Below are 15,921 nucleotides of genomic sequence, written 5' to 3' on the forward strand. Positions count from 1 at the left end.
AACCCACCTTTGCAGAACAAAGGTGGGTTTCAGGGGTAAGGCGGTTTTATTCTGCGGCTTCCGCATATTCGCTCATCGGCGGGCAAGTGCAGACGAGGTTGCGGTCGCCATAGACATTGTCCACCCGGTTCACCGGCGACCAGTATTTGTCCACGCGGAAAGCGCCCGGCGGATAGCAAGCCTCTTCGCGGCTATAGGGACGATCCCATTCGCCGACGAGGTCTTCCACCGTGTGCGGGGCGTTTTTCAGCGGGTTGTTGACCTTGTCCATCCGGCCTTCCTCGATGGCGCGGGCCTCCTCGCGGATGGCCAGCATCGCCTCGCAGAAGCGGTCGAGTTCGGCCTTGGTTTCCGACTCGGTTGGCTCGATCATCAGCGTGCCCGCCACCGGCCAGCTCATGGTCGGCGCGTGGAAGCCGCAATCGATCAGGCGCTTGGCCACATCATCGACGGAAACGCCGGCGCTTTCATTCAGCGGGCGGGTGTCGATGATGCATTCATGCGCCACGCGGCCAGCCTTGGAGGTGTAAAGCACCTCGTAGGCGCCTTTCAGCCGGGCCGCGATATAGTTGGCGTTCAGGATCGCCACCTTGGTCGCCTGCGTCAGGCCCTCGCCACCCATCATCAGGCAGTAGGACCAGCTGATCGGCAGAATGGAGGGCGAACCGTAAGGACCGGCAGAGACCGCACCCGGACGGCCATCGGTGGTCACATGGCCGGGCAGATAGGCGGCCAGATGCGCCTTGACGCCGATCGGCCCCATGCCCGGACCGCCGCCGCCATGGGGAATGCAGAAGGTCTTGTGCAGATTGAGGTGGCTGACATCCGAGCCGATATCGCCGGGGCGGGAGAGGCCGACCATGGCGTTCATGTTTGCGCCATCCAGATAGACCTGGCCGCCATGCTGATGGGTAATGGCGCAGATTTCCCGCACCGTTTCCTCAAACACGCCATGGGTGGACGGGTAGGTGATCATGCAGCAGGAGAGGTTTGCCGCATATTGCTCGGCTTTGGCGCGGAAATCGTCGAGATCCACATCGCCATTGTCGCGGGATTTCACCGGCACCACCGTCATGCCCACCATCTGCGCCGAGGCGGGATTGGTGCCGTGCGCGGAGGTTGGAATGAGGCAGACGTGGCGATGCGCTTCGCCGCGGGCAATGTGATAGTTGCGGATGGTGAGAAGCCCCGCATATTCGCCCTGCGCGCCGGAATTGGGCTGCATGGAAATCGCGTCATAGCCGGTCACGGCACAGAGCTTTTCGGAAAGATCGTCGATCATTTCCTTATAGCCCAGGGCCTGATCGGCAGGCGCGAAGGGATGCATGTCGGAAAATTCCGGCCAGGTGATCGGCAGCATTTCCGCTGTAGAATTCAGCTTCATCGTGCAGGAGCCAAGCGGGATCATCGCCCGGTCCAGCGCCAGATCGCGGTCGGACAACCGGCGGATATAGCGGGTCATCTCGCTTTCCGCACGGTTCATGTGAAAGATCGGATGCGTCAGGTAATCGCTTGTTCTCAGGAGGTTTTTCGGCAACCGGTATTCCGGTGCGAAATCCTCCACCCTGAAATTGCCGCCAAAGGCGCGCCACACCGCTTCCAGCGTTGCGGGCCGTGTGCGCTCATCCAGCGACATACCGATTTTCGTGGCGCCGACCTTGCGGAGATTGACCCCTTCCGCCACGGCGGCCCTGAGGATCAGGCCCTGCATATGGCCGACATCGACGGTGATGGTGTCGAAGAATGTTTCCGGCTCGATGGTGTAGCCCAGCTTTTCCAAGCCCTTGGCCATCAGAACCGTCTTCTGGTGCACCTGCTGGGCAATGGCTTTCAGGCCCTGCGGGCCATGGAACACCGCATACATGGAGGCCATCACCGCCAGCAGCACCTGCGCGGTGCAGATGTTGGAGGTGGCCTTTTCGCGGCGGATATGCTGTTCGCGGGTCTGGAGCGACAGGCGGTAGGCGCGGTTGCCGCGCGCATCGACGGAGACACCGACAAGACGGCCCGGCATGGAACGCTTATAGGCGTCCTTCACGGCCATATAGGCCGCATGCGGACCGCCATAGCCCATGGGCACGCCGAAGCGCTGGGTGGAGCCGATGGCGATATCCGCCCCCATTTCGCCCGGAGACTTCAGAAGCAGCAGCGCCAGCGGATCGGCCGCCACGGCGGCAATCGCCTGCGCATTGTGAAGCGCATCGATCAGCGGCGTGAAATCATGCGCGTGGCCGTTGGTGCCGGGATATTGGAAAATGGCGCCAAAGACTTCGCCGGGATTGAGATCGGTGAAGGGATTGCCGACGATCACCTTCCAGCCCAGCGGCTCGGCGCGGGTCTGGATCACGGCGATGGTTTGCGGGTGGCATGCGGCGTCGACGAAGAAGGCTTTCGATTTCGCCTTGGCCACGCGCTCGGCCATGGCCATGGCTTCGGCGGCGGCGGTGCCTTCATCCAGGAGCGAGGCGTTAGCGACATCGAGGCCGGTCAGGTCGCAAACCATGGTCTGGAAGTTCAACAGCGCTTCCAGACGGCCTTGCGAAATCTCGGGCTGATAGGGCGTATAGGCCGTGTACCAGGCCGGATTTTCCAGAATATTGCGCTGGATGACCGGCGGCGTGATGGTGCCGTAATAGCCCTGACCGATCAGCGAGGTCAAAACCTTGTTCTTGTTGGCCGTTTCGCGCAGCTTGTCCAGCGCCTCGCGCTCCGTCATGGCCGCGCCCCAGGTGAGCGGCACGGGCTGGCGGATGGAAGCGGGGACCGTGGCGTCGATCAGCGCATCGAGGCTGTTATAGCCCACCACCTTCAGCATATCCGCCATTTCGCTGGGCGAGGGGCCGATATGCCGCCGATTGGCGAAATCATAGGGCTGGTAGTCGGTAAACTGAAATTCCGTGGTCATGCGATCAGCTCGTTATAGGCGGCTTCATCGAGAAGGCTGTTGGCGTCGGCAGGGTTGGCGAGCTTCAACTTGTAGAACCAGCCCGCCCCCTGCGGGTCGGAATTGACCAGCGACGGGTCATCGACAATCGCCGGGTTGACCTCGACCACTTCGCCTTCCAGCGGACAATAGACATCCGAAGCCGCCTTGACGCTTTCAACCGTGGCGGACGACGCATCCTTGGCAAAGGTGGCGCCCACTTCCGGCAGTTCCACGAACACCAGATCGCCAAGCTGGCCAGCGGCGTGGGCCGTGATGCCAACCGTGGCAACATCGCCTTCGATCTTCAGCCATTCATGTTCAGGGGTGAATTTCAGCATGGGTCTCTCCGGAGGATCAGCGTTTGTAGGTGGGAGTGATGAAAGGAAGCGTCGCAACGGTCACGGCGAGATATTTGCCGCGAACCTCCGCGAAAATCTGCGTGCCGGGGGCGGCATGGCTGACCGGCACATAGCCCATGGCGACCGGGCCTTCGACGGTCGGCCCAAAGCCACCGGAGGTGACTTCACCGATCTCGGTCTTGCCCTCGGCATCGGCATAGAGCTTGGCGTGGCCGCGCACCGGGGCCTTGCCTTCCGGCTTCAGGCCCACGCGGCGGCGCGTGGTGCCACTCTGCAATTCGCGGAGAATGCGAGCAGCACCCGGAAAGCCGCCTTCGCGCTCGCCACCGCTGCGGCGGGCCTTCTGAATGGCCCATTCCAGCGAGGCTTCGATGGGCGAGGTGGTGGCGTCGATGTCATTGCCATAGAGGCAGAGACCGGCTTCCAACCGAAGCGAATCGCGCGCGCCAAGGCCAATGGCCTCGCAATCTGGATGCTCCAGCAGTGCCTTGGCGAGAGCTTCGGCCTTGTTTGCCGGGACGGAGATCTCAAACCCGTCCTCACCGGAATAGCCGGAGCGGGAGACGATACAGGCGACATCCAGCAGCATCACTTCCCGCACATCCATGAACTTCATGCCTGCGACACCGGCAAACAGCTCGCTCAGCACCTGTTCGGCACGCGGGCCTTGCAGGGCCAGCAGCGCGCGATCTTCCAGAAGCTTGATGGTGCAGCTTTCGGAAAGATAGGCCTGCATATGGTGAAGGTCCGCCTCCTTGCAGGCGGCGTTGACCACCACGAAGAGGTGATCGCCGAGATTGGTGATCATCAGGTCATCGAGAATGCCGCCGGTCTCATCCGTGAAGAAGCCGTAGCGCTGGCGGCCTTCCTTGAGGCCGAGAATATCGACGGGCACGAGGCTTTCCAGCGCGCGGGCGGCATCTTCCAGCTTGCCGCTCTTCGGGGTGAGGACAACCTGCCCCATGTGCGAAACGTCGAAAAGCCCGGCATTGGCGCGGGTGTGCAGATGCTCTTTCAGCACGCCTGCGGGATATTGCACCGGCATGTCATAACCGGCAAAGGGCACCATGCGTGCGCCGAGCGCCACATGCAGATCGTAAAGCGGGGTGCGTTTGAGAGGGGTCGGGTCGGTCACATGCGCCTCCGGTTTGTGCGGCTTTGCCTGCACATGCTCAAGTCTAGGCACGGTTGTGCCGGTTCATGAGCCCCCTCTGTCCCTTTGCCTGAGATTGTTATCCCTTCGGCGTGGCTTGTTTGAGACAAGCCTCTCTCCAGAGTCCGTTGACGCCTTGTGGTCCTTTCGCCTGAGAGTTTCCGGGGCGGTTGCTCCTTCGGCACCGGAGTGAACCGGTTTCTCCCTACAAGGTCATGCGGGCATTATCCGGGGTGAGGGTGGCTTGGCAAGGGGGAGGGTCGCTCAGAAACAAAATTTTGTCGTTTGGATACAGCATCGGACCGAAAAGTAGGAACCGGTTTGCGGCACGATGCTCCAGGGTTGATCTGGCGCAAGGTGTAGCCCCAGCCTTGCATGCGAAAGCTCTCTTGTTTTTCAGGCCAAGTCCGATAAGCCTGTGGGCGGGGAGGATTTTTACAGCATGCGGAGAGGGCGAGTTTCAGGGCCATATTCACGTAAAGCCAGCTTCAGTGCATGGCTGCGTGTGGCCTGTGCGCTGGCCCTGCTGGCGCTGGGCTTTGCCCACCGTGCGCCGCCCGCCTTTGCCGATCTGGCGCTGCGGCTGGAATTTCAATTGCCCGATGGCAGTAATCCAGACATCTGCTTCGGCGATCATGGCCTTGGCCAGCCGGGCGATTCGGCGGCGCTGCTTTCACCTTGCGAAGCCTGCATTCTGGCAGGCTCCATTCTTCTGCCCGCCGCGCCGGAGGATGGCGCGAGCCACCCCGAAACCGCGACGCTCTCCAACCCTCTGCGGTTTGCCGCTGGCAGCCTTCATGCTCTCGCCACGCCAAAGCCGCGCTCGCGGGGGCCACCCGTTTCGATCTGACGCTTCTGTTTCCGGAAACACTGTTGCACAGATCGAAATCGCGGATGCGCGCCTCAACACCATAAATGCGCCGCTCCGCCGGGAGACCCATGATGAGCTATCGTTCTTTTTCCGCCCTTCTGCTGGCGATGCCCGCCGCCTTTGCCGCCTCGCAGGCCATGGCGCATGCCACTTTTGCCAATGGCGCGGTAAACCCCGAATCCTACGTGAGCGCGGTGTTGCAGGTGCCGCATGGCTGTGATGGCAAGGCCACGACCGAGGTGCAGGTCAAGCTGCCTGAAGGCTTCATTGCCGCCAAGCCGCAGCCGAAACCCGGCTGGGAGCTGGATCTGACCAAGGGAAAATACGAGAAATCCTATGATAACCACGGCAAACCGCTGACCGAGGGGCTGGTGGAAGTGCGCTGGAAAAACGGCAATCTGCCGGATGATTTCTACGATACCTTTGTGATTTACGGCAAAGTCTCCGGTGTTCAGCCGGGCACGGCGCTGCCTTTCAAGGTGGTGCAACTGTGCGGGGCGGATGCCAAGGTGGCGTGGGATGAAATCGCGCCTGCCGGAACCAATCCGCACAGCCTGAAATCGCCCGCTCCGCTGCTGATGGTGGCGCAGGCTGCCCCCGCCGAAGAGCACGACCACACGGCAATGGCCAATCACGATATGGCCGGTATGGAGGCAAGCACCGCACCGGCGGAAGCAGGCAGCGGCAAGCTTGGCACGCTGGCGCTGAGCGGCGGCTATGTAAAGGCCATGCTGCCGGGCCAGCCGGTGGGCGGCGGCTATGTGACCATCGAAAACAAGGGCGAGGGGCAGGATCGCCTCCTCTCGCTGTCCTCGCCCGCTGCGGGCCGGGTGGAACTGCATGAAATGGCCATGCAGGACAATGTGATGAAAATGCGCAAGGTGGATGGCGGCCTGCCCATCGCCGCCGGCGGCAAGCTGGAAATGAAGCCCGGCGGCTATCACCTGATGTTCATGGAGGTGCGCCAGCCCTTCAAAGCCGGAGACAAGGTGCCCGTGCAACTGACCTTCGAAAAAGCCGGAACCGTCACCCTGGATCTGCCGGTGACTGGGAAATAGAGCATTGCCCCGAGAAAAGTGTAGTTGCGGTTTTCCGCCCGGAAATGCGTAAAAACAAAAGCTTAGAGCGCGCCCGGTGAACCCTTGTTCACCGGGCGTGCTCTAAGTCCGTGGCGGGCTGCGCTGCCGCCCCCGAATTTCTTCGGGATAAAACCCGATAACCCTTAAAAGTAGCAGTGGGCAGCACAACCCGAATGCGCTAGGGTGCGAACGGGACCGGAGGTAACGGGCCGGTCCTGAGGCGTAGAAACCTCACGGATTACGGCTGGCATCCCCCGCACGGGATGCCCCCTCAGCCATAGGTTTGTGGCTGGGCGGAAGAACCATGTCTATATGGTATCTCTCTGACCATCGCTATGGCTGGGGAGGCCCTGTCGTATGTCCAAGGCGCAAGTCTAAAGGGCAGGGCGGTCGTTTAATCCGCGATTTTCTAACTCTCCCGGCCACCAGAGGCTTTCAGCCTCTGTGGTCGCTCCCGTTTTCACCTTCCAGCACGGGTGCGGAAACAGAGCTTTCCCGCCACGCCGCTGGCGCTGATCCGGCACATCTGCCGCAAGGTTCAGCGATATGGACACGAGACCGAGAGCGCCAATGCATAACGAATACAGCTTTCTAGCCGACCTCCTCGCCACCTACCGCGCATCCCCCGATCTGGTGAAAGCCCTCTGGCTCCTGATCCCCCCAGCCTTCACCCTCGGCGTGCTGGCCTTGCTGCTGCGCTATCGGCTGCGCGTGAAAAGCGTGCAGCAGGAGGCGTTGGTGCGTGTACCGCAGGCGGTGCGGCATTATGAGATGCTGCCGCTTGGGGAGGGTGATGGGCCGAGGGAATTAGACAGTAAATTCTACTGACACTGCCTGCAAGCGGAAGCATCTAATCCTTCTTCATCCACCAACACTCTTCATCAAAAGCATCAAAAAATCTTTTAAAGCTAAAAGAAGCCTCCGATAGCTTTCTGGCTGTGACCTTCTTAAAAAGGCTCACACCATCTACAACCTCCACATATTTCTGACCCGATGCCTTGAATTTTTCACGAGCTATCGATTTACCGTTGCAACCCTCCGCATTTGATTGGACATCTGTAGAAATTTTACAAGAAGAATTTAAAAATGGAACGAACCAGCTCTCAAAATTTCTATCAGGTGAGGCAACTATTACAGAAGATATATCAATTTTTAAATCAGATAATTTATTTAATATATCTTTCTCAAATTCTTCTGAGCTTACATCTCTTTGTTCTCGGTCAATGATCAAAATAAATTTCTTGACTCCTTTGCGTCTCAATAAAGAAATATGAGGACAAACGCGTTCAGCAATCTTTTCTACAGGAAATTTACTTCCATTTATTTGAAGGCGTCTTACCTCTGAACCCTTGCACATTTCACGTATTATTTTCTCTTCCATTTGGCCTTCAACAATAAAACCAATCATCAAAAGCCACCCGTGACGTAGAAATATCCAAGGCCAAAGCCGCAGTCAGCAATAATTTTAGAAATTTCCTCTGGGTCTGGAATTCTTTCGGCGCATGTCCTGCCGTCATTCATTTTGACAATTATAATTTCTTCTGGATTAAGTTTATTCAAAAGAGTTTCACTATGAGTCGTAATAAGTGAAAATCTCTCACCATCCCCTCCGTCTATCTCACCTCTGATTATCTCAACTATACTTTCTTGAAGTTTTGGATGTAAAAAATTTTCTGGCTCCTCGATAAATATTGCCTTTCTTTCTGTTGAAATTGCAGTTATTAGAGATATCCATTTTGCTGTTCCATCCGAAAGAAGGAATATAGGAACTTTGTAAGTACTAGATTCATTTTTGTATTCTACCTCCAATGTAAATTCGTTTCGAAAATTCTCTATCTCAATATTTATGTCACTTATATTTGAATCGCTTAGCTTAAAATAATCTATAAGACGAGGAAGTGTAGTCTTTTGCCTAAATCGGTCAAGTGGCGTAAGCTTATAACGATTTCTCTCACCAAGTGCCTGAGATTTTATTTCATAGAGTGTCGAAACAGTTCCTGCGCCGTCAAATTGAACGTTAGGTTGAGACGAGATATCTATGGCTGATCGCACCTGAGAAGGATTGATATTAAATGCCTTCCGATAAGATATATCAGTCTTGATGGCGAACAGGTAGTCAATAGGGAATATTTGCCCGGGCACAATCATTGATTCAAGCATTGAATGAGAATTTAAAACCTCTTCCAAAAATTTCTTTTCAAAATAAAAATGCTCAAGGCTGTCCTTCTTGAAACTTTTAGGGGCTGCCGTTTCAATTTTGCATTCTATCTTATCAGTAAGTATATCATAACTCCAATCAATATATATATTTTTTGATGAAGGTTTATTGTTGCTTGATATGAAGACAGAAATTGTTTGCCTTGAGAAAAAAATTTGATTTTTTACAACGGAAATTGTCCCATCGTATTCATAGTCAATATATATCTTTGAGCCATTTCTGCTATTTCTGCGAGAAAATGAATTTATTTGAGTGGTGCCAGTGAAACTAAAATTTAGCATTTCCGAATATTTTTCGCCCTTTCGACGAAAAACATGATTGGCACCACCAATTTTTCCTATGCTTTCTCTTAAAGAAAAGCTTCCCAATAACGACAGAAATTCAAACCATTTGATAATACTTGTCTTGCCAGCGCCGTTTGGGCCAACTAAGGCGTTGAGGCCAGGGCGTATCTCCATGCTAAAATCTTCAAGAGACCGAAAGTTATTTACTGCTATTTTTTTTAACATCTGATGCTCCTTGCAGCCTTAGATTGCAAATTTTTACAAATTTGTAAAGTGGAACACAAGGAAATGTATACTTTTAAAAATAAAATTTTTAAAAGTACCGTTTGATTAAATTGGTGAATTTTACTTAATTTAATCTCCAATAACAATATGGCGTCTTCACCGCCCCGGCCTGCCCGTTTTCCCCTTCGTCCGCCCTTTGCGCTTCTGCTCCGACGGGTCCTCATAAGATCCGGCACCCACTTTGCCGCGGATGATGGGGCGGGGGTCTGTCTCAGTCTGCCCCGCCCGTAAGCTTTTCTTGCCGTCGTCGCTGGCGGTGACCCCGGCGGGCTTTTCCGGGAGCTTGCCGGGTACGGGTTTTTCCGTGCGGCCAACGGTCATTTCGTCCAGCGTGTTTTTGCGGAAGAGGGTGGGGGCGGCGCCTGTATTCTCTCCCTCCGTCCTGCCGGACATTTCCCCCTCAAGGGGGGAGATCGATTCACGGTTCGGCGCTCGTTCCATGGCCTTTGACTCGTCGCGGGAGATCTTGTCGTCCATGGTCTCCAGTTCGACGGCCTTGAGGCGTTTGATTTCGTCGCGCAGGCGGGCGGCGGTTTCGAAATCGAGGTCGGCGGCGGCGTCGCGCATCTGTTTTTCCAGCGCGGTGAGGTGGCTTTGCAGGTTGTTGCCCACCAGATGGCCGCCTGCTGCAAAGCCCTTGCCGCTGGCGCCGGAGATATCGGCGCGGACGTGGTCGCGTTCGTAGACCGAGTCCAGAATGTCCGAAATCTTCGCCTTGACGGATTCCGGCGTAATGCCGTGTTCCTGGTTATAGGCCACCTGCTTTTCACGGCGGCGGGTGGTTTCATCCATGGCGCGCTGCATGGAGCCGGTGATCTGGTCCGCATAGAGGATGACCTTGCCATCCACGTTACGCGCGGCGCGGCCAATGGTCTGGATCAGTGAGGTTTCCGAGCGCAGGAAGCCTTCCTTGTCCGCATCCAGAATGGCTACGAAGCCGCATTCGGGAATATCCAGGCCCTCGCGCAGCAGGTTGATGCCCACCAGCACGTCAAACGCGCCGAGGCGCAGGTCGCGGATGATTTCGATGCGTTCCAGCGTGTCGATATCCGAGTGCATGTAGCGCACGCGAACGCCCTGTTCGTGCAGATATTCCGTCAGGTCTTCCGCCATGCGCTTGGTCAGCACGGTCACCAGTGTGCGGTAGCCCTTCTTGCTGGTTTCGCGGATTTCGCCCAGCACGTCATCCACCTGCGTCTTGGCGCTGCGCACCTCCACCGGCGGATCGATAAGACCCGTGGGGCGGATGACCTGTTCGGCAAAGACGCCGCCTGCGGCTTCCATTTCCCAATTGCCCGGCGTGGCGGAGACGGCCACGGTCTGCGGGCGCATGGCATCCCACTCCTCGAAGCGCAGGGGCCGGTTGTCCATGCAGGAGGGCAGGCGGAAGCCATATTCCGCAAGCGTCGCCTTACGCCGGAAGTCGCCCCTATACATGCCACCGATCTGCGGAATGGTGACGTGGGACTCGTCGATGAAGATCAGCGCGTTATCCGGGATATATTCAAACAGCGTCGGCGGCGGCTCGCCCGGCTTGCGGCCCGTGAGATAGCGCGAATAGTTTTCGATCCCCGCGCAGGAGCCGGTGGCTTCCAGCATTTCCAGATCGTATTTCGTGCGCTGTTCCAGTCGCTGCGCTTCCAGCAGGCGGCCTGCCTTTTCCAGCTCGGCCAGCCGCTGCCGCAACTCGTCCTTGATGGATTTGATCGCGCCGTTCAGCGTCGGGCGAGGGGTGACATAGTGCGAATTGGCGTAGATCTTCACCGTCTTCATATCGCCGGTTTTCTTGCCGGTCAGCGGGTCGAATTCGGTGATGGATTCGATTTCATCGCCAAACATGGTGATGCGCCAGGCGGCATCCTCCAGGTGGGCGGGGAAGAGTTCGATGGTATCGCCGCGCACGCGGAAGGAGCCGCGCACGAAATTGATATCCTGCCGCTTATATTGCTGGGCCACCAGATCGGCCAGCAATTGCCGCTGGTCCAGCCGGTCGCCCACTGACATCTGGAAGGTCATGGCGGTGTAGGTTTCCACCGAGCCGATACCGTAGATGCAGGAGACAGAGGCGACGATGATACAATCGTCCCGCTCCAGAATGGCGCGAGTCGCGGCGTGGCGCATACGGTCGATCTGCTCGTTGATCGAGCTTTCCTTCTCGATATAGGTATCCGAGCGCGGCACATAGGCTTCCGGCTGGTAATAATCGTAATAGGAAACGAAATATTCCACCGCATTATCGGGGAAGAAGTTCTTGAACTCCGAATAGAGCTGCGCCGCCAGCGTCTTGTTAGGCGCCAGGATCACGGCGGGGCGCTGGGTTTCCTCAATCACCTTGGCCATGGTGAAGGTCTTGCCCGAGCCGGTGACGCCGAGCAGCACCTGCGAACGCTCGCCGCTGTTCAGCCCTTCCACCAGATCGCGGATGGCCGTAGGCTGGTCGCCCGCCGGCTGGTAATCCGACGCCATGCGGATGGCGATGCCGCCCTCGGATTTCTGCGGCCGGGCAGGGCGGTGCGGGGTCCAGATCTCGCCGTTCTTGAACAGCGGATTGCCGCTCTCGATCAGTTTGGACAGTGCATCCACCGTGGCGGTCACGCCGTTTTTCGCCAGTTGCCCGGCTTCCTCCAGGCTGACATCCATGCCCGCGACCGGGTTGAGGCCAGCGGCGGCGCGGGTTTTCGGATCCGACGAGGCGCCGATGGAAACCCCGCGTGAGGTTTTCGCAGCAGTGGCTTTTTGCGGCGTGGCTTCCGCAGCCTTGCGGCGGTGCTTGCCCGCCTTGGAAGCGATCTCGCGCTGCGATTCGACGCCGGAGGATTCCGCCTCCGCCTCCAATTGCTTCACCCAATCGGCGACGGAGCCGGAAAGTTGCACGGGCGCTCCTTCAAAGGCGGATTGAGGCGCTTCTTCGAAGCCGGGATTGGTGGAGGATTTTTTCGGTGCTTTGGCCATGCGCCGAATATGGATAATACCCGCCCGGAAGAAAAGGGGCAGGTTGACATCAAGAACAAAAAAGCAACAAAAATGATCTATGCCACAGCACGGCGCGACTTTTTCTGCTCGGTTTTGAACCGGTGCAGCCAGTTGGGCAGCATTTCGGCAGGCATGGGGCGGCTGAAGAAATAGCCCTGACCGATATCGCAGCCCATAGCGCGCAGGGTTTGCAGTTCCGCCTCCGTTTCCACACCTTCCACCACGATATCGACGTTCAGCGAGTTTCCGAGGCTTACCATGGCGGCAATCAGCGCTCGGTTGGTGTGGTTGTTGCTGACATCGGTGACGAAACTACGATCGATTTTCAGACGGTGGACCTTCAGCCCGATGAGATAGGCGAGGGAGGAGTGCCCCATGCCGAAATCGTCTACAGCCAGCTTGTACCCGGCGTTTTCCAGCTTTTGCAACTGTTCGCCCGCCAGTTCAGGGTCCAGCATCGCCTCTTCGGTGATTTCGATTTCCAGCAGACGGCAATCGATACGGTGGTGTTTCGTCAGGCGGTCCAGCATGTCCGAGACGGGGTAGAGGGTGAATTCACGCGGAGAGACGTTGAGGCTCACCGTGGCATCCGGCAATCCCAGCTCTGGTAGCGCTTGCAAGAGGCGGCAAGCGCTGTCAGCGATGCAAACGGTCAACCTCTCGCTCAATTGCATGGCATGCGCCGCGCGAACGATGTCCGGCGGCGCAATATGTCCAAGCTCGGGATGAAACCAGCGCACCAGCGCCTCGAAGCCCACGACTTTCTGGCTCGCCAGATGCACCTGTGGCTGGAACCATGCTTCGATCTTGCCGGAGAGAATGGCCTTTTCCAGATCCTGTTCAATCTTGCGCTGGCGGTCAATGCGTTGTTTGAGTTGCGGATCGAAAAGCCGCCATTGTTTTCGGCCCGCCTGCTTGGCTTCAAACAGAGCCATGCTGGCCGATGTGAAAAGGCCGTCGGTGTCGTCGGCGTGATCGGGAAAAAAGGCCAGTCCGCCGCTGATCCCGGGCAGAACGCCGGTATTGCCCAGGCTCACCGGCTCGCGTGCCGCTTCCAGAAGCGTTTGTGCCAGCGCTTTGCTTTTGTCCCGCACATCCGGGCCGGTGATGAGAATGGCGAATTCATCCGCGCTGATTCGCGACACAACGGCATCCTGCCCCGCGGCATCACGAAATCGCTGCCCCAAAATCTTCAGCAATTGATCGCCGCCGCGATGGCCGAATGCGTCGTTGATCAGCTTGAAGCGGTCGATATCCAGGAGCAGCAGGGCAACGCGCTCATTATTGAGCCGGGCGGTGATAATTTCGCCCGACATGCGGCCGTTGAAGTAAATGCGGTTGAAAAGGCCGGTGACGATATCGCCATTCGCCAGGGTTTCCAGGCGCAGGTTCTTTTGCCGGATATCCTCGTTGGCGATGGTGAGGGAGCGGGTGGCGTCCTCGTTCTGCAGCTTGGCGATTTCGCCGCGCAGAAAACGTCGTTCGGAAACGAACATCAAATGGTAGACAAGTGAGATCAGAATGGCGAGTTCAAACGTGGCAATCAGGCCAACATAGCCGCCATGGGAAATGAAATTCCAGCCCAGCGACAGACCTATAGGACTTGAAAAGCCCATGGACATCAGACTGCTGCCGGATTGGCGCAGGGCAGCGCCGCTGATAAGGCCGCCCATGATCACCGCAATTGGAGCGTCATGCCCCAGAAGGTCCAGATCCACAAAGCAGATCGGCAACAAAGCCCAGGCCATTCCGTTGACGGTGGCGCCTGCAGCAAGGAAGTAAACGGTTTCTCTGGGGCGTGTCGAGGCAAGGTGGTGATGCTGTAACTTTCGGGTCATCTGCCAACGGCCCAAAATGGCCATTGCAAAAACGAGCAGCCACCAGATCAGCCCATCGGCAACACCGTGGCGCAGAAGGATGAGGCATGTCACAGCCGCCGCCACGCCGATATTGAGCAACAAGGCTCCCTTGCAGTTTTCAAGCAGGGAAATGGCCTGGAATCTGCGGGCAGACGAAAGCAACACTGAATTTTCCCCGCCTTAAAACAATGAATGCAACATGACTGTCTAAAACAACGATTGCAGCAGCTTTAATTCACTACCTTTAATGTAGCGTTACGGCTTAATGCTAAAGAAAGTTGAAAGCCAAAAGTCGCATTCTTATTATTAGACGCGAAACGTCAATTTTCTTGCGGGATCAGGCAGACGGGTGAGGGTGGGGGTTGTCCCTTCGGGTTTTTACGCCGCCCATTCTGCCGCATGTCTTCTTAAACGCCCTGCTGGGCTCGTCCAGAACATTGGTGCGAAAGAAACAGACAGCGGCGCACGCAGGCGTTTGAGAGGTCCCCACTCCGTCATTTCTATCTCGGGCGCATAGTCATCCTCGGTCAGCACGGGCAGGGAGGTCTCCACCGTCATATCCTGTCTGGCCTGACATAAAGACCAGGCAATCCGGGCCAGAGATGTTCGCGCCGCCATGATCCTGCCTGAGCGCGCATGCCGCAGCGCTTCCATGCAGCAAGCAGCCATCAGATATCCTGCGGCATGATCGAGACCCTGCAAGGGCAATTTACCCGGCGCACCGTTTGCGCCGGCGCAGATGTCGGCAATGCCGGAACTGAATTGAACAAGGCTGTCGAAACCGCGCCTTGCCATCCAGGGACCTTGCCAGCCATAAGCGTTCAGGCTCACGTCGATACGGCCCGGATTGATGTGATCGAGCACCGCCGCTCCATAACCAAGTCGGTCGAGCGCGCCGGGGCGATAGCCGTGAACAAAAATATCCGCGTCCCGCAGAAGCGCCTCAAATCGCTTGCGATCCGCTGAGGAATGAAGATCCAAGCCGGCGCACTGCTTTCCAACCGTGGTATCCTGAAGCAGGCCCGGATCATCCCAACCGGCGGGATCAATTCGCAGGACTTCCGCGCCGAAAGCGGCGAGGGTGCGTGTTGCAACCGGACCCGCCAGGACGCGGGTAAGGTCCAGAACCCGGATGCCGGACAGGACGCGGCCATCGTGGAAAGGCTTCTGCTGCAATCGCCGGGAAGCCTCACCCGGCTTTTGAACCCACTCGACCAGTGGCGCCTCTGCCAGCGCCTTGCCTTGGCGGTGGCTCTGCCACTCGGCCCATGGGATCATTCTGGCTGCCGCACCGTTTTCAGCAAGAATGCGTTCCTCGATCGTGGCAACGGGGTGACGCGAAATAACCTCCGTAACAGCCTCGAAGGTGCTGGCGCCGTCCAGGGCGCGCAAAACTGCTGCCTTATGATGAGGTGCATTGGTATGCAATCTGATCCAGCCGTCAGCACCTTTGAACGTCGCGGAAAGCTGATCCCAGGGCTCGGGCGGCGTCCATCCGAGAGGCTGACAGGATGTCATGCCCCAATAGGCGCAGAGCTTGGCATCCACCGTAACCGGTTCGTCCGGGCGCTCACAAAGACGCGCAAGGGCCACGCCGACAAGGCCAACTGTTTCGGCCAGCAAATCAGAAACCGGTAAAGGCCCGGAAAGACGTCCATTATAGTGGATGACCGGAGGGGAAACGGCTTTGGCAAACACAGCCTCTGCAAATTGCCGCCAAAAAACTGTCGCCAAATATCACCTCCATATATGTATATCAGGCCTGAAAATGGGATCTGCCCGGTGTGAGTTCATGCTGAAGCGCGACTTGCGGGCAGGGCGAAGCTACCCGGTACGCCTTAATTGTGCGAGCAGCTTCTTGCGGAAGACTTCTGCCGGTGTCCTGTATCCCAGGCATTTGCGAGGCGTCTCATT

11 protein-coding genes and 1 riboswitch are annotated in these 15,921 nt (G+C 57.3%); of the genes, 3 read left to right on the top strand and 8 right to left on the bottom strand.

Annotated features, from left to right (window positions below; genetic code table 11):
• Positions 1 to 46: 46 nt before the first annotated feature.
• From gcvP to gcvT, 3 genes are read right to left on the bottom strand one after another with little or no spacing between them, the layout of a single operon-like run.
• Entirely contained in the window at positions 47 to 2,905 is a 2,859-nt protein-coding gene (gene gcvP, locus QO005_RS12110; protein ID WP_307158290.1) for an aminomethyl-transferring glycine dehydrogenase, read from the bottom strand.
• Positions 2,902 to 3,264, bottom strand: a complete 363-nt coding sequence (gene gcvH, locus QO005_RS12115; RefSeq protein WP_307158291.1) for a glycine cleavage system protein GcvH — start codon at positions 3,262 to 3,264, stop codon at positions 2,902 to 2,904. The genes gcvP and gcvH overlap by 4 nt, the downstream gene beginning before the upstream one ends.
• A 16-nt stretch (positions 3,265 to 3,280) precedes the next feature.
• Entirely contained in the window at positions 3,281 to 4,420 is a 1,140-nt protein-coding gene (gene gcvT / locus QO005_RS12120; protein ID WP_307158315.1) for a glycine cleavage system aminomethyltransferase GcvT, read from the bottom strand.
• 148 nt (positions 4,421 to 4,568) lie between these two features.
• Positions 4,569 to 4,655, bottom strand: a riboswitch (glycine riboswitch).
• Between the two features lie 288 nt (positions 4,656 to 4,943).
• Here gcvT and QO005_RS12125 point away from each other — a divergent pair.
• From QO005_RS12125 to QO005_RS12135, 3 genes are all read left to right on the top strand, one after another.
• On the top strand, positions 4,944 to 5,288 hold the full coding sequence (locus QO005_RS12125) for a hypothetical protein (protein ID WP_307158292.1): 345 nt from the start codon (positions 4,944 to 4,946) through the stop codon (positions 5,286 to 5,288).
• A gap of 92 nt (positions 5,289 to 5,380) precedes the next feature.
• Positions 5,381 to 6,367, top strand: a complete 987-nt coding sequence (locus QO005_RS12130) for a copper chaperone PCu(A)C domain-containing protein (RefSeq protein WP_370878055.1) — start codon at positions 5,381 to 5,383, stop codon at positions 6,365 to 6,367.
• A 591-nt stretch (positions 6,368 to 6,958) separates the two neighbouring features.
• Positions 6,959 to 7,216 (top strand): hypothetical protein, encoded by a 258-nt coding sequence (locus QO005_RS12135; RefSeq protein ID WP_307158294.1) that lies wholly within the window; start codon positions 6,959 to 6,961, stop codon positions 7,214 to 7,216.
• A 22-nt stretch (positions 7,217 to 7,238) separates the two neighbouring features.
• Here the strand turns inward: QO005_RS12135 and QO005_RS12140 are convergent, their stop codons facing one another.
• From QO005_RS12140 to QO005_RS12160, 5 genes are all read right to left on the bottom strand, one after another.
• Complete coding sequence (locus QO005_RS12140; protein ID WP_307158295.1) at positions 7,239 to 7,796, bottom strand: hypothetical protein; 558 nt, start codon at positions 7,794 to 7,796, stop codon at positions 7,239 to 7,241.
• Positions 7,796 to 9,115: an AAA family ATPase gene (locus QO005_RS12145; RefSeq protein WP_307158296.1), complete on the bottom strand. Its 1,320-nt coding sequence runs from the start codon at positions 9,113 to 9,115 to the stop codon at positions 7,796 to 7,798. The genes QO005_RS12140 and QO005_RS12145 overlap by 1 nt, the downstream gene beginning before the upstream one ends.
• Before the next feature lie 156 nt (positions 9,116 to 9,271).
• A complete protein-coding gene (gene uvrB / locus QO005_RS12150) occupies positions 9,272 to 12,127 on the bottom strand; it encodes an excinuclease ABC subunit UvrB (protein ID WP_307158297.1) in 2,856 nt (951 codons plus the stop codon).
• Positions 12,128 to 12,204: 77 nt separating this feature from the next.
• Positions 12,205 to 14,106 carry a putative bifunctional diguanylate cyclase/phosphodiesterase gene (locus QO005_RS12155; RefSeq protein WP_307158298.1) on the bottom strand — a complete coding sequence of 634 codons (1,902 nt, stop codon included), beginning with the start codon at positions 14,104 to 14,106 and terminating at the stop codon, positions 12,205 to 12,207.
• 279 nt (positions 14,107 to 14,385) lie between these two features.
• The gene (locus QO005_RS12160; RefSeq protein ID WP_307158299.1) at positions 14,386 to 15,555 is read right to left on the bottom strand and encodes a CoA transferase; all 1,170 of its coding nucleotides are present in this window, start codon (positions 15,553 to 15,555) and stop codon (positions 14,386 to 14,388) included.
• Between the last annotated feature and the right edge of the window lie 366 nt (positions 15,556 to 15,921).

Source organism: Allorhizobium paknamense, assembly GCF_030815125.1.
GTDB lineage: Bacteria > Pseudomonadota > Alphaproteobacteria > Rhizobiales > Rhizobiaceae > Allorhizobium > Allorhizobium paknamense.

What these genes read in the sequence shown, in the direction of transcription:
- gcvP (WP_307158290.1), bottom strand. Translation starts at nt 2,905, where the DNA reads ATGACCACGGAATTTCAGTTTACCGACTACCAGCCCTATGATTTCGCC.
- gcvH (WP_307158291.1), bottom strand. Translation starts at nt 3,264, where the DNA reads ATGCTGAAATTCACCCCTGAACATGAATGGCTGAAGATCGAAGGCGAT.
- QO005_RS12130 (WP_370878055.1), top strand. Translation starts at nt 5,381, where the DNA reads ATGAGCTATCGTTCTTTTTCCGCCCTTCTGCTGGCGATGCCCGCCGCC.
- QO005_RS12135 (WP_307158294.1), top strand. Translation starts at nt 6,959, where the DNA reads ATGCATAACGAATACAGCTTTCTAGCCGACCTCCTCGCCACCTACCGC.
- QO005_RS12140 (WP_307158295.1), bottom strand. Translation starts at nt 7,796, where the DNA reads ATGATTGGTTTTATTGTTGAAGGCCAAATGGAAGAGAAAATAATACGT.
- QO005_RS12145 (WP_307158296.1), bottom strand. Translation starts at nt 9,115, where the DNA reads ATGTTAAAAAAAATAGCAGTAAATAACTTTCGGTCTCTTGAAGATTTT.
- uvrB (WP_307158297.1), bottom strand. Translation starts at nt 12,127, where the DNA reads ATGGCCAAAGCACCGAAAAAATCCTCCACCAATCCCGGCTTCGAAGAA.